At 59.9% G+C, this 13,767-nt stretch carries 12 protein-coding genes and 2 pseudogenes; 5 read left to right on the forward strand and 9 right to left on the reverse strand.

Annotated features, from left to right (window positions below; all coding sequences use genetic code 11):
• Positions 1-212: 212 nt before the first annotated feature.
• From repC to HGP16_RS07030, 5 genes are all read right to left on the reverse strand, one after another.
• Positions 213-1,514: a plasmid replication protein RepC gene (gene repC, locus HGP16_RS07010; protein ID WP_168839296.1), complete on the reverse strand. Its 1,302-nt coding sequence runs from the start codon at positions 1,512-1,514 to the stop codon at positions 213-215.
• 155 nt (positions 1,515-1,669) lie between these two features.
• Complete coding sequence (repB, locus tag HGP16_RS07015; protein ID WP_168839297.1) at positions 1,670-2,671, reverse strand: plasmid partitioning protein RepB; 1,002 nt, start codon at positions 2,669-2,671, stop codon at positions 1,670-1,672.
• Positions 2,672-2,675: 4 nt separating this feature from the next.
• Positions 2,676-3,869, reverse strand: a complete 1,194-nt coding sequence (gene repA / locus HGP16_RS07020; protein WP_168839298.1) for a plasmid partitioning protein RepA — start codon at positions 3,867-3,869, stop codon at positions 2,676-2,678.
• Positions 3,870-4,340: 471 nt separating this feature from the next.
• A complete protein-coding gene (locus HGP16_RS07025) occupies positions 4,341-4,829 on the reverse strand; it encodes a ProQ/FINO family protein (RefSeq protein ID WP_168839299.1) in 489 nt (162 codons plus the stop codon).
• 1,091 nt (positions 4,830-5,920) lie between these two features.
• Positions 5,921-6,364 carry an Lrp/AsnC family transcriptional regulator gene (locus tag HGP16_RS07030; protein WP_409526817.1) on the reverse strand — a complete coding sequence of 148 codons (444 nt, stop codon included), beginning with the start codon at positions 6,362-6,364 and terminating at the stop codon, positions 5,921-5,923.
• Here HGP16_RS07030 and HGP16_RS33895 point away from each other — a divergent pair.
• From HGP16_RS33895 to HGP16_RS07040, 3 genes and pseudogenes are all read left to right on the forward strand, one after another.
• A pseudogene (locus HGP16_RS33895) lies at positions 6,306-6,440 on the forward strand (amidohydrolase); the annotation flags it as partial. The gene HGP16_RS07030 and the pseudogene HGP16_RS33895 sit on opposite strands and share 59 nt — an antisense overlap.
• 133 nt (positions 6,441-6,573) lie before the next feature.
• Positions 6,574-7,275: a GntR family transcriptional regulator gene (locus tag HGP16_RS07035; protein ID WP_168839300.1), complete on the forward strand. Its 702-nt coding sequence runs from the start codon at positions 6,574-6,576 to the stop codon at positions 7,273-7,275.
• Between the two features lie 123 nt (positions 7,276-7,398).
• Positions 7,399-8,361: a dihydrodipicolinate synthase family protein gene (locus HGP16_RS07040; protein ID WP_168839301.1), complete on the forward strand. Its 963-nt coding sequence runs from the start codon at positions 7,399-7,401 to the stop codon at positions 8,359-8,361.
• Between the two features lie 97 nt (positions 8,362-8,458).
• On the opposite strand, the gene HGP16_RS07045 is transcribed toward HGP16_RS07040, so the two are convergent.
• A complete protein-coding gene (locus tag HGP16_RS07045; RefSeq protein WP_168839302.1) occupies positions 8,459-9,496 on the reverse strand; it encodes an Ldh family oxidoreductase in 1,038 nt (345 codons plus the stop codon).
• 142 nt (positions 9,497-9,638) lie between these two features.
• On the opposite strand from HGP16_RS07045, the pseudogene glnQ reads away from it, so the two are divergent.
• Positions 9,639-9,806: pseudogene (gene glnQ, locus HGP16_RS07050) on the forward strand (glutamine ABC transporter ATP-binding protein GlnQ); the annotation flags it as partial.
• Positions 9,806-11,047 (forward strand): FAD-binding oxidoreductase, encoded by a 1,242-nt coding sequence (locus HGP16_RS07055; RefSeq protein WP_168839303.1) that lies wholly within the window; start codon positions 9,806-9,808, stop codon positions 11,045-11,047. The pseudogene glnQ and the gene HGP16_RS07055, both read left to right, overlap by 1 nt.
• 187 nt (positions 11,048-11,234) lie before the next feature.
• On the opposite strand, the gene HGP16_RS07060 is transcribed toward HGP16_RS07055, so the two are convergent.
• The 3 genes from HGP16_RS07060 to HGP16_RS07070 are packed head-to-tail and all read right to left on the reverse strand — an operon-like array spanning position 11,235 to position 13,688.
• Positions 11,235-11,996 (reverse strand): SDR family NAD(P)-dependent oxidoreductase, encoded by a 762-nt coding sequence (locus tag HGP16_RS07060; protein ID WP_168839304.1) that lies wholly within the window; start codon positions 11,994-11,996, stop codon positions 11,235-11,237.
• A 13-nt stretch (positions 11,997-12,009) separates the two neighbouring features.
• A complete protein-coding gene (locus HGP16_RS07065) occupies positions 12,010-12,822 on the reverse strand; it encodes an ABC transporter permease (RefSeq protein WP_168839305.1) in 813 nt (270 codons plus the stop codon).
• Positions 12,822-13,688, reverse strand: a complete 867-nt coding sequence (locus tag HGP16_RS07070; protein ID WP_168839306.1) for an ABC transporter permease — start codon at positions 13,686-13,688, stop codon at positions 12,822-12,824. Before HGP16_RS07070 ends, HGP16_RS07065 begins: the two co-directional genes overlap by 1 nt.
• Positions 13,689-13,767 lie beyond the last annotated feature (79 nt).

Here is a 13,767-nt window from a genome sequence, read left to right on the forward strand (position 1 = left end):
AGGGACATACCCTTAGTGCCAGCAGACTTCTGTATTTTTATGCCCTTTTTGCCGACAAATGTCCACCCTTTCCGACTCCATAGTTATAGCTCCGGTATGCTCTCCTTCAGAGATCCCATTCGGGACAATTTATCGTTCGCTGCGGAGGCGGGAGCTGTCCGGAGCCATACGTAACGTCAGGGTTAATTTGCCGCGATACAAACGAGAACAAGCTAAGCGATCTTCCGCATGGTTGGGGCCATATTCGCCCGTAGAAGGCTCATGAGCATGGGACCGATGGCAAACTCTCCTTTCTCCGTTCGCCGCGTCAGATCACGAAGATAGCCGCCGGCGGAGTTGATGTGGGAGCCACGTTGGAGAATGCAGGCGATGACGGTCGCGGCGTTTTCTGCACCCATCGCCAGGCAGGCCTCCCCGTAGGCTCCCGGACTGATATCGAGCATCGATTTGACGACGAGCGAAGCCGTAAGCAGATCGCGCCAGCTCTTGATCTGTCCGGTTGGGCCATAGGCGGCAATTTCCGGGCATGCTCGCAGAACGAGGTCAAGCGGGAAGGACTTCAATTCTATTCCTGTGCCAGTTTCGGAGCGGCTGTTGTCGGGTATGCAGGACACTGGCTTCCGGGCTTTAGCGGCTACGGAGACGTTTACGGTAGCCGGAGTTGTCCTCGGAATGGAGACATGTGGGGTGGCGTTTCCCGTTGATGCGGCTTCAGATTCAATTTGGGATTCGGAGTCTGAATTCTGTATGTGCCGCTCATTTTGATAGGGATTGGCGCTTAGTTTCGCAGTTTCTGCATGTGTTTCTAATCGGTTGACGATTTCGCCACGCAGACGTCCGAGCTTCTCCAGCAGCGTTTCCAGCTGTACGGTGTTTGGCGAACGCGGAAGGTCATCGATGAGCGCGCGGAAGCCTGCATGGACCGCTTCCCAGGGAGCCTCTATGTTCTCTGCGATGGCGGTTTCGATGAGCTTGGCGATGTCACGCCGGTGGAGGCTGATGCGTTCCCGCAGACCCTGCATGTGCAATCGCTCGGCTACGACCTGGGCCGCAAGATGCTCGATCTCCTCGGCGCGGGAGAGGAGAGGCACCAAGGAGAAGCCATAGACGTCATTGAGGTCCCCTGCCCTGCTCCGCCGAGCATAGCGCTTGCCGTTGGGGCTATCCTTGCGGATAAGCAGCCCGGCGGCGATCAGCACGGCGAGGTGACGGCGGATTGTCTGTTCCGCCATGCCATGCGCGCGCAGCGACAATTGCGCGTTTGAGGGAAACACGATCAGGTTGGCGTCATCCGAGAGTTCGTTCTTCGGATAGAAGCTCAAGAGTGCATTCAGTACGGCCAGCGCTCGATCCGTCACGCCCAACAGGGGCTTGGCTTCGCAGAGCGCACGATAAATCTTCCATTTGTCGACGGACCTGACGGACTTTCCATGTTCGGCTCTTCTTTGAGCTATCAACATGGCAAGCGTCATTGGCCGCCGCCCAAAAGGCGTCGTCACATGTTCGGCTTCCATTTTCTTTCACCTACGTTGTGGCAAAAGAAATCTGCTCACCAAAACGATGCCAAAGACTCTTGACTGTGATTCGGGGAAATGCGATTCTCGATTTGCTTAAGATCAGAGAAGGGCTTCCACGACGGCGTCGTTTGGGGGCCTTTTTCTTTTGCGGGTTACGTATCCTTTCCTTCCTGGAACTCGTTGAAGAGAGATTGCAGCCTCTCCTGTACGAATTGATCGAAACCGGGTGCGACCTTGCTATCGAAAACAAAGGTTGCACGTGCCGGCGTTCGCTTAAATGTTACCGGAACCCCGGCTATTGATGATGGCGCAACCGCCGCCTTGCTGGATGCGGGCTTGCCGATTGCAAGAGCCATTGCCTGCTGGAAACGCTCGTCACTGGAGAGCCGACGATAGTTGTCCGCGGACAACTCCGTGACGATCGATTCCGCGGCAGCGCTTTCGAGACGGTCTCCCAGCTCCAGCCAGCGCCTGCGGCCGATCTCTGGAGCAGGGCCGATCGCGCTGATGAGAGCGAGAGGCACTTGTCTGGTAACGATGAGCATCTTCGAGAGAGCAGCCTTGTCCACGCCGAGCGCCGCCATGATGACATCGCGACCGAAACCCCGCTGCTCGAGGCGCAACGCGAACAGCGCTCGCTCGATATAGGACAGGTTCGTGCGGGCACTGTTTTCCTGACCCTGGCTGACCACCAGCTGATCGTCGGTGAGCTCACGCACGACGGCGCGCACCTTGATGCCGAGCTCTTTTGTCGCCGCCAGTCGACGATGGCCGTAGGCGACCTGAAAACGCCCGCGGGATTCGGGATGCGGACGCACGAGGATCGGTACTTGCTGACCATGTTCGCGTATCTGCTCGACAAGCTGAGCAAGCTCGACCGGATCTATTTCGAGACGATCGGTAACGAACGACCCATCGATAAGCTCGGGATCGATATCGACGACCGTCTGACCTTCCGCCAGCTGCCGTTCGAGATCGCTGGCTCGCTCCATCTTCTCCGTGATATTTCCGAGCGTCCTGGTGATGCCGCCCACTGGAGCCGAGCCTCTTGCCTGTGGCAGAAAGCCGGCGATCGGACGATGGTCCTTCGCGGCCGGCGCCTCCGGACGGCTTGTGTTCGGCGCTGAGATTTCAAGAAGGTTTTTGCGCGCCATCTATTTATTTCCTTCCCCAGGTTAGGCGGACATGCGTCTCGATCTCGCCGTTGACGAGATTGAGCGAATCCAGAGCGCGGTCGTAGGTGCCCCTGGTGAACTGGGCACGCTCGACCTCGTAGAGGGTCTGCTTGGTGACGCCGGCATCGGCAACGGCCGTCGACTTGACCATCGCGTTGTGGAGCATGCGGTTGCCGAAGATCGCCTTCATGAAACCGGTCATCTGGCTTTGCGGTCCGTCGTTTGGCTCGAAGCGTGTGACGAGGTAGCGCATCCAGTCATAACTGGTGCGTCCCCCTGCTTTCTCGACAACGGACATGAGCTCGCTGGTCATCGTCAGAAACTGCGACATGGACATAACGTCGAGCATCTGCGGATGCACCGTGATGAGGATCGATGTCGCGGCGCAGAGCGCCGACATGGTCAGAAAGCCGAGTTGCGGCGGGCAATCGATGACCACCACATCGTAGAAACTTTCGATCTCGGTCAGGACTTCGCCGATGCGGGCAAAGAACATCGTCTCGGCCCTGCCCGCCGCCATTGCGCGCGGCGTCTCGTGCTCGAATTCCATGAGCTCGAGATTTCCGGGGATCAGATGCAGATTTGGCGTATAGGTCGAACGAACGATATCGGTAATCGGGCGAGGGCCTTCATAACGGATGGCGCCGTAGAGCGTTTCGTTTTCACCGACGTCGATCTCGGGCTGGTGCCCGAACAATGCGGATAGGGATGCCTGCGGATCGAGGTCGATGGCAAGTACGCGGTAGCCTCTCAGCGCCAGATATTGCGCGAGGTGGGCCGCGGTGGTCGTCTTGCCGGAACCGCCCTTGAAATTCATCACCGAGATGATCTGCAGCTTTTCGGTCCCTCGGCGCCAGGGCACATATTTCGGCGTTCCGTTTCGTTCGTCGAGAACCCTGCGGATCCGATCCATGTCTTCGGCCGTGTAAAGCCGCCGCCCGTTGGCAAGCGGATCCGGCCCATGGCCTTCGGCTGCTATCTGGCGGAGATAACCTTCCCCAATGCCGATAAATGCTGCGGCCTCAGCCGGCGAAAACATCCGCATCGTTTTCTGTGACTGAGGCGGAAAGAGCTTTGCCTGATGTTGCTGGAGCTGGTAAGACAGCTCTTGCGCATCTGTTGCCAGAAGCGTTGGTAGATGCTCTTGATCGTCTTGGAGCACGAGACTCGGCTGCATAGTTGTTTTCCCAATTAACTGCGCAATTGTGACGGAATGCCGCTGAACTACGCAGTTATAATATGCTCCGATTCGTGTCCGTTTTACAAATGCTTAAACAAAAGGCAGGTTTTGGCGGCTTTTTGCGCATCGACAGGGCGCCGTTCAGTTTGAGCGCCGAGGTTTGCTCCCTTAATATTCTTGCCGTTTGCGCTCTTGTTGGAATGGGCGGGGCTTTTACGCAGCCTTCGGCGAAGGTGTAGTCCGCGGACTACTGACGCCATACGGTCTATTGCGCCAGCATGGCAATTGGGACTGAGGAGAGGGGAGGGTCTCTTGAAAGATCGGTAGTCCGCGGACTACATCGATCGACCCTCGCGGTGAACAACTATTCGACGCTCATCCAGGCTGATGGCATTCGAAGCGGCAGCGCGCGGTAGGTTCACAGGGACGTAAATGGGACTGCCGGGATGTGGCGCACCACTCGGCGCCTCAACGGGCGACGCGATCCGAGCGCTTGCTGCCGCCGAGAAGGGATGCCCTAATTAGCTCTGCCTTGCTCAAGGCTGGCGGTGACGACGGATTTGGTTCGTCATGATGGGGGCTCGTCTTGGCCTGTGTCTGGCGAAGCGCGATCAGGCGCTGCTGTGCGGCAAGCCTGTCTTCGGCCGAAAGTGGCTCAGCCGGATTGCCGGCGAGATCGTGTCGCATTGACTCCGGCTGCGCGCAGGCCTGGTAATATCGCTTCGAATGGAGAAATGCGCTGGTGGCGCGACGAAGCGACATGACCGGCACGTCGGGCTTCAGCAGAGGGCGGATTTCATTCCAAAGGCCGAGCGCGAAAGGACGGATCGTGTCGCCGGCTTTGATGGGCAGGATATCGATGGGGCGAAGCAAGAGCGCATTGATTGCGGCCGCCTTTTTAACATCGAGGTCGGTCGCAATGATCGGCTCGCGATCGGTCGTCCAGGGTTCTTCCATGAAATCGTTCCTCTGCGTGCAAATCCATTACGGATTGATTGTGAAGCGATTTTGACGAGACGGCAAAGAAATCCGCCTGCGTCTTCTCGCCTCATGCCAACCTGCCGACCATATATGAGGTGGTGTCTCTCACAGCAAGTTTTGGTTAACGGGATTTTTATGATTGAGAGGATAGCTTGCGTCGAGCCGCGAGAAGTACCGGGTACGCGGCGCACCTTTCTCTTGAAATCGGCAGTCCATAAGAACCGAGCTTCGCTTGCGCGGGTGCGCGTCAGTCCTTGTCTTTCGCTCCTTTTTAATATGACGGCTGGCCTGCGACAGGAATACGGAAGATCCGATACCGCGGTTGGCGGTCACGATTGATCGACTGCTGGAGGCTTCTTCGCCGCTTCACCCGATCTTGATGCGAAGTGCATCTTCGACCAGCTCCATCGACTTTCAGGCATGCTATCTCTCGGAAACGGCATCGGCCAATGCGCAGACTATCACGCTGTTTCCGCCGTCACCCTTGCTGCAGAGGCTCGTCCTTGAGGAATGCCGACGATCCGTGCTCGAAGGCGTTCTGATAGGTCTTCCATGGACCTGAGTTGGGAAGGAATATCCGGTGGCGGCCACTATTTGGGCTGGATCTATCATGGAGCAGCAATGCACCGATCGGTAGGGTAGGGGCGCTAATGGCTTCTCCGGCTACAGCAGTGTCGAGGCTCCGAAGGCAAGCAAGGATGAAGTCACGCGGGACGCGCGTGCAGGATCAAGCTGCTTTATGCCAAGGCGCCGTCGCTGCGCAGGGGCAATGTCGAAAAATCTGAAGATAGCGACAATAGCCGACTTGGCGGCGGGTCATCGTCGCGATACACATAGCAGCGCAGTCGCGAGAAATATCCGTCCGCGATATCCATGGGAGCTGCAGTCAAGCGCGCAGTAATGGCGGAAGCGAAGTGCGAGATAGCTTCAATTAAATGAAGCATTAACCATGATCTCAAGCTATTGCTCAGCTCGATATTTGGCTGCTTAGGGTCAACTACGCGCGTGCGCGGCGCAAGAGGCGATAGAGCCTGTCTTCACGGCCCATGGAGCGGGCGGCCTCCGGCTCATCCCCCGGTTGGAATGCTGAGGCCGACCTTGATCCTATCCCTGGCGACAAAGGTTCGGAAGCGCTTGACGTTGTTGTTGCCGAAGAAGAGGCGCCGTGGCAGCGCTTCGTAATCGGCCATCGACGGCACGACGATGACGAGAATGAAATCCGCTTCTCCGGTCACATAATAGCATTGCTGTATTTCAGGCGCCGCGGAGAATGCCTTCTTGGCCTCTTCGATTTGCTCCGCCGTCTCGCTGATGACCTCGACCTCGACGAAGATGGTGATCGCCTGGCCGGCCGCTGCGGGATCGATGACCGCGACATTCGCGCGGATGCTTCTTCCGTCATGCGCTTGATGCGCCTTTGCACGGCCGGTGCCGACAGATTGACCATCTCGCCACGTTCCGGGATGTTTCGTTTTCCTCGGCAACGGGAAGGATTCGGCGCCGTTGCACAATCCGAATTACGATTTCGACGACGAGGGCCTGATCCATGGCGCGGGCTTCCACGCGGCCATCGTCCGCAGGCAGCTTGCGGAAATGACCAGGGCGGTCCCGACGGTTCGCGGAAAGGATAGCGCCGGCTTGACTTCAGGCTGGCAAAGCGCCGTTGATTTACCTGGCAGGCCCCTTTATTTCTCACGCTGAAAGAAGAGGTCAGCTAGCCATGGATAATGAAACAAGCCTCCGAAACGAGCGCAAGCGCGGCTCCGGCGTGAAGGTGGTCTATGATATCCTGCGGGACGAGATTCTGGATCTTGAATTACCGCCTGGCAGCCCCATCGACGAAGTGCAACTTTCCGAACGTTTCGGCATGTCGCGCACGCCAATCCGTGAAGCGCTGGTGCGGCTTGCGGGCGAGGGGCTGATCGATACGCTGCCCAATCGTTCGACCATGGTGTCCCAGATCGATTTTCTCAACATGCACAGCTATTTCGATGCGCTGGTGCTCATGTATCGGGTCACGACGCAACTTGCGGCGAAGTATCATCGGCCGGAGGATCTGGAAATAGTGCGCGCGCTCCAGACTGATTTCGCCGATGCCGTCGAGGCGCAGGATGCGCTCGCTATGATCTCCACCAACGCCGCGCTGCATCTTGCGATTGCCGAGTCCGGCCGCAATTCCTATTTCACCAGCCTTTTCTCGCGTCTGTTGAACGAGGGCCGGCGCATCCTTCGCCTCTACTATCAATCCTACAATGACCGCCTGCCGCGCCGCTTCGTCGAGGAGCACGATGAAATCATTGACGCCGTCGCAGCGCGCGATATCGAGCTTGCCGAGCGGCTGGCGCGCGAACACGCGGAACAGATCGTCGCCCAGATCCAGAAATTGCTGGTGCGCGGAGATCGCCTCGACGTACGGCTCTAGTTGCATATTTCTTGTCGACAAAATAAATACAAAGATATATCAATGCTGCAAAGACGGTAAGGCGCGGCGGCGGATGCGGCTGGGCTGGTTGCCGATCCACCCTAAAGCCAAAAGGATAGACAGATGAAATCCAGCGTTTTCTCCGGCGTGATCCCGGCGCTCATGACCCCGTGCAAGCCCGATCGCAGCCCTGATTTCGATGCGCTCGTGCGCAAGGGCAAGCAGCTCATCGCCGAAGGCATGTCGGCGGTCGTCTATTGCGGCTCGATGGGCGATTGGCCGCTTCTGACGGACGCGCTACGCATGGAGGGCGTCGAGCGGCTGGTCAAGGCGGGCGTGCCAGTCATCGTCGGCACCGGCGCCGTCAATACGGCATCGGCCGTGGCCCACGCCGCCCATGCCCAGAAGGTCGGCGCAAAGGGGTTGATGGTCATCCCCCGCGTGCTGTCGCGCGGCTCGGTGATCGCTGCCCAGAAGGCGCATTTCAAGGCCATCCTGTCGGCCGCCCCCGATCTTCCGGCCGTCATCTACAACAGCCCCTATTATGGCTTTGCCACGCGCGCCGACCTGTTCTTCGCACTGCGCGCCGAACATGCCAATCTCGTCGGCTTCAAGGAGTTCGGCGGTCCGGCCGACATGCGCTATGCCGCCGAGAATATCACCAGCCGCGACGATGACGTGTCGCTGATGATCGGTGTCGACACGGCCGTGTTCCACGGCTTCGTCAACTGCGGCGCGACGGGCGCCATCACCGGCATCGGCAATGTTCTGCCCAGGCAAGTCATTCATCTCTGCAATCTCGCCCAGGCGGCGGCTGCCGGCGATGCCGATGCACGTCAGCGCGCGCTTGAGCTCGAGCAGGCGCTCGCCGTCCTGTCGTCCTTCGATGAAGGTCCGGATCTCGTTCTCTTCTTCAAGCACATGATGGTGCTGAAGGGAGACAAGGAATACGAGCTGCATTTCAACGAAACCGACGTCTTGAACGACAGCCAGCGCGGATATGTCGAGGCGCAGTTCACGCTGTTCAACACCTGGTACGCGGAGTGGAGCAAGCTTCCGGGCGCCGTGGAAAAGTACAAGGCCTGAGGCCGCCGCCACAGCTTAGGCTTGAAATGCGAGAGGCCCTTTGCGGGCCTCTTTTTGTTATCTTATGCGGGATTTCATCCGCGTCTCGACGTGTCACTCAACCCACGGCATCGAGGCCGAGTTCCTGCAGGTGGTCGAGCTGGCGGATTTCCTCGGTGGTCAGCGGGATGCCATCCTTTTCCGCACGGGCGCGGGCGGCGAAGCGACGCTGCGAGGGTAGACGCGCACCCTGGCCGGCGATCGCCTCGAACAGCATTTCGGCGCGGACGAGCGGATTTCCAGGCCGGCCTGCCGCGAAAGCCTCCGGCGAGAAGGCGACAATAAGTTCGCCGTGCCGCGGGGCAAAGGCCGTCGAACCGAGATAGTCGAGCGCTTCGCGGCTGGTGAAATCGCCGATCATGACACCGGCCAGAAGCTCGATCATGGTGCCGATCGCCGAACCCTTGTGACCTCCGAACGGCAGCATTGCGCCGGCCAGCGCCGCTTCCGGATCCGTGGTCGGTTGGCCATCAGCATCGATCGCCCAGCCCTCCGGAAGAGACTTGCCAGCGCGCCGATGCAGTTCAATCTCGCCGCGCGCGGCAACCGAAGTCGCAAAGTCGAAGACATAAGGCGGATTGTCGATGCGTGGCCAGCCGAAGGCGAAGGGGTTGGTTCCGAGGAGCGGCGCGGTGCCGCCGGCCGGCGCCACCGTGGAATAGCTCGGGCACATGGCGAAGGCGGCAAGGCCTCGATCCGTCAGCGCCTCCACCTCCGGCCATAGGGCGGCGAAGTGCGTGCAGTCGTTGATGGCGAGCGCGGCAATACCGAAGCGGCGAGCCTGATCGGCAAGCACCGACATGCCGAGCTCGAAGGCCGCGTTGGAAAAGCCGCTCTTGGCGTCCACCCGTACGATGGCGGAGTGATCGTGTTGTTCCAGCACCGGCACCGCATCCGGCCGCGCCTTGCCGGCTTTCACCGCGCGCAACACGCCTTCAATGCGGTAGATGCCGTGGGATTTGCAGGCATCGCGCTCGCCGGCGACGATGACCCGCGCGATCGCGCCGGCCTGCTGCGCATTGAAGCCGGCCTTCGAAAGGATTGCCACGACGCGGCTTTGCAGCGCATCAGGCGTCAGGGTGGTGACGTCGGTCAATTTCGGTTCTCCCATGTTATGCTCGCTTGCATCATAGACTTGGAAAGTATAAATACAAAAAGAATACAAAAAATCGACATACAAGCCATGTCGAGCCGTCGGGCATGTTGGTGCTATCTGCGCTTGATCCATACCGGGAGGAGGGATGACCGTGAACTGCGTGACGCATGAAATGGCGTTTGCCCGCGATATCTTGGATCGCGCCGCCTATTTCCATCAAGGCGTCATGGCCGAGATCGGCAAGCCGGAGCAGATTTTTGGCGCACCGCAGCATTTCGGAGCGCAGAAATTTCTCGCGAGCGTCCATTGATGACGAGACCGGATGTTATCGTCATCGGGGCCGGGGTGGTCGGCCTTTCCGCCGCGATTGCGGCCCAGTCACGTGGCCTTTCCGTCGTCGTGGTGGACCGTGAGGGACCAGCCGCAGGCGCCTCCGCCGGGAATGCCGGCGCCTTCGCCTTCACGGATATCCTGCCGTTGGCGTCACCCGGCATTTTGAGGAAGGCGCCGAAATGGCTCCTCGATCCCCTTGGGCCGCTGTCGGTGCCGCCTGCCTATGCGCTGCAGATTGCGCCCTGGATGTTCCGGTTCTGGCGTGCATGCCAGCCGTCGCGCGTTGCCCATTCCACGGCAGCGCAGACAAGCCTGATGGATCTTTCCAAGGCGGAGCTCGAGCCTTTCCTTGCCGCGACCGATACACTCTCGATGCTACGCAAGGAGGGCAATCTCCAAGTCTATGAAAGCGAGGCGGAATTCCGCGCTTCCTTGCCCGGTTGGGAGGTGCGTCGCAATCACGGTATCGAATTCCAGCATCTGAAAGCCGACGGGATAGGGGCGATCCAGCCGGGGCTTGCGTCACGCTTCATCCTCGGGACATTCACGCCCGGTTGGTATTCCATTGCGGATCCCAAGCTCTACACATTGGCGCTGGCCGGACATTTTCGCAGCCGCGGCGGCGTTATCGACACGGCGGAGATTGCGGCGCTCCGTGCAATCCCGAGCGGTGTCGACGTGGTGGCGACGGATGGAAGGCTGCGCCAGGCCGGCAAGGTCGTTCTGGCCGCCGGCGCCTTCTCACATCGCATAGCCAAAACGCTCGGCGAGCATATCCCGCTCGAAACCGAACGCGGTTACAATACCACGCTTCCCGCCGATGCCTTCGATCTGCGCACGCAAATAACCTTTGGCGGCCATGGCTTCGTCGTCAGCAAGCTCTCGACCGGTATCCGTGTCGGGGGTGCGGTGGAGCTCGGCGGGCTGGCGCTGCCGCCGAATTTTCGCCGGTCCGAAGCCATGCTGCAGAAGGCCCGCACCTTCCTTTCCGGTCTCAAGCCGGAGGGTGGCATGCAATGGATGGGTTTCCGGCCGTCACTGCCCGACAGCCTGCCCGCCATCGGCCGTGCCAAGGCGACACGGGATGTGATCTATGCCTTCGGCCATGGCCATCTCGGCTTGACACAGTCGGCAGGCACGGCACGCCTCGTCGCCGACCTCCTGACGGAGCGGACCACGGCGATCGATCTCACGCCATTCTCGCCGCAGCGCTTCTGACGCAAACAGGCACTCCGACGCGGATTTTCGCATCGGCGTCCATGTCCCATTCGCGTGCAGGCATGCGATACCGCCGCTTCACCGCCTCCTCGCCAAGCAAAGCCTCTGGCCGAATTTCCTGCGCCGATATTAGTCGGCTCGCGGGGTTGGCTGCAGGAAAAAGCGCTCATAGCTGGTAAACGGCGGGCTAGACGACGGTTTCGCCGCCGTCGACGACAAGAATCTGTCCTGTCATATAGGATGATCGGTCCGAGACGAGGAAAAGGATCGGCTCGGCAATTTCCGAAACATCGGCCCAGCGTCCGAGCGGTACCTTTTCGGCAATATAGTCTTCGATGGCACCGCGTCCGCCCATCTGCGCAATGAACGGTGCGTTGAACGGCGTGTCGACCCAGCCGGGGCAAAGCGCGTTGACTCGGATGCCGAACCGCGCATAATCGCCAGCCATCTGCCTGGTCATGGCAATGACCGCGTGCTTGGAGGTGGTATAGGCGATCATCTCGCGGTCATAGAGCACGCCCGAAGACGACGAGGTGTTGAGGATGACGCCCTTGCCCGCTTTCTTCATGACCGGCATGACGAAACGCGAAGCCATAAAGTGCGCCCGGACGTTCAGGCTCCAGGACGTGTCGAAACCGGAAACTGCGACCTCCTCCAGATTGCCTGCGACCTGCGCGCCTGCATGATTGTGCAGGATATCGATGCGGCCATGCCGTGCTGCGATTGCGGCGATGCCGGCCCCGAGCGCCTGGTCGTCCATGACGTCGACGACGAGGCTTTCGGCGCTGTTGCCCGCTTCTACAATCCGGCTCACGGTCTCCTCGGCATTCGCCAAATCGATATCTGCGACGATCACATGCGCGCCTTCGCGCGCCATGATCTGCGCGCCGGCGCGGCCGATGCCGGAGCCGGCTCCGGTGACGATTGCGACCCGATCCTTGAGTATCATAATTTTTCCCTGGTCAGTTTGTCGTTGTCTTTTCGCGCATCAGGAAACGCGCGATGAGAATGAGGCAGAGCGATGCGATCAGCACCATGGTCGCAATCGCATTGATTTCCGGCGTGACGCCGCGGCGGATCGAGGCAAACACATAGATCGGCAGCGTCGTATTCGATCCCGCGACGAAGAAAGCGATGATGAAATCGTCGAAGGAAAAGGTGAAGGCGAGCAAAAAGCCGGCCAGGATCGATGGCATGATCTGCGGCAGCACGATCTGCCGGAAGGTGGTCAGAGGCGTGGCATAGAGATCGCTTGATGCCTCGACGATATCGCGGCCGAGGCTGGCAATGCGCGCCTTTACGATCATCGTCACCAGCGCCATGGTGAAAAGGCCGTGCGCCGCGATGATCGAGCCGTAGCCGAGCGCGAATTTCGGCGGCTGATCGCCTGGCCAGACGGCGGCGATCAGCGGGTTGATGACACCGAAGACCTCGACCAGCGCCACCAGCGTTGCAATGCCGATGACGACACCCGGCACGACGATCGCGGCGGCAAAGAGCCCGTCGAAAACGGCGCGGACGCGAGGACCGAGCCGCTCCAGGCCGATCGCCGCCATCGTGCCGAAGATTGCGGCGAGCGCTGCACTGGTAAAGGCGATGATAAGGCTGTTCTGCAACGCTTCCATCAGGAATGTGTTGGACAGCGCCCGCCCATACCACTGCGTCGAAAAGCCGGTGAACTCGCTCGCATTGCGGCCGGCATTGAAGGAGAACAAGACGACGAGCGCGATCGGTGCATACAGGAACACGTAGACGAAAGTGACGAGCGCGCGCATCAGACGAGATCCACCTGGCGGGTGCCGGCAACGCGCCAGGCGATGCGCATGGCAACTAGCAACACGATAACGACGACGGCAACGAGCGTCACGGCAATTGCCGATCCGAACGGCCAGTTGCGTGACTGCAGGAAGAGATCGACCAGCGCATTGCCGATGAAGAAGACCTTGCCGCCGCCAAGCAGCTGCGGGATCAGATATTCCCCGAGCAGCAGGATCGTCACCAGGGCCACGCCGGTCATAACGCCGGGCAAGGACAATGGCAGCGTAATGCCGAAGAAGGTCGAGACGGGTTTGGCGCCGAGATCGGCGGATGCCTCCAGCAGACGCCTGTCGAGCTTTTCGAGGCTGACATAGATCGGCATGATCATCAGCGGCAGGTAACCATAGACGATGCCGAGCAGCACGGCACCGGGTGTGTTGATGAACCTGACGTTCTCAATGCCGAGGAATTCGAGCAGATGCGGAATGCCGCGTGCGCCAAGCAGATACATCCAGGCATAGGTACGCACGAGCAGGCTGGTCCAGAAGGGAACGACAACGAGCGAAACCAGTAGCAGCCGGCGCTGCGGGCTTGCCTTGACCGCCAGATAGTAGGCGACCGGATAGGCAGCGAGCAAGCAGGCGGCCGCGCCGATCGGTGCAAGGATCAGCGTATTGATGAATGCAGCCGAGCGCGAGCCGAGATTGGCGAACTGCGCAAAAGTGAAGGCCGCCTGATAGCCGCCCTCCGGCGCGCGTTCGCCAAAGGCAAAGACGATGATGGCGATGAAGGGCAGCACCAGGAAGACGAACAGCCAGACGCTTGCCGGGCCGACAAGGGCAGCGGTGACGAGGCGCCGTTTGGTGGCAGGGGTAAGGGGCATCGAGAGGTTTTTATCCGCCGGTTCTAAACGCGAGGCCGGCCCCTCGCCGCCGAAGCGGCGGGGACCGGAGTGAGGCGAG

Source organism: Rhizobium sp. P40RR-XXII, from assembly GCF_012641405.1.
GTDB lineage: Bacteria > Pseudomonadota > Alphaproteobacteria > Rhizobiales > Rhizobiaceae > Rhizobium.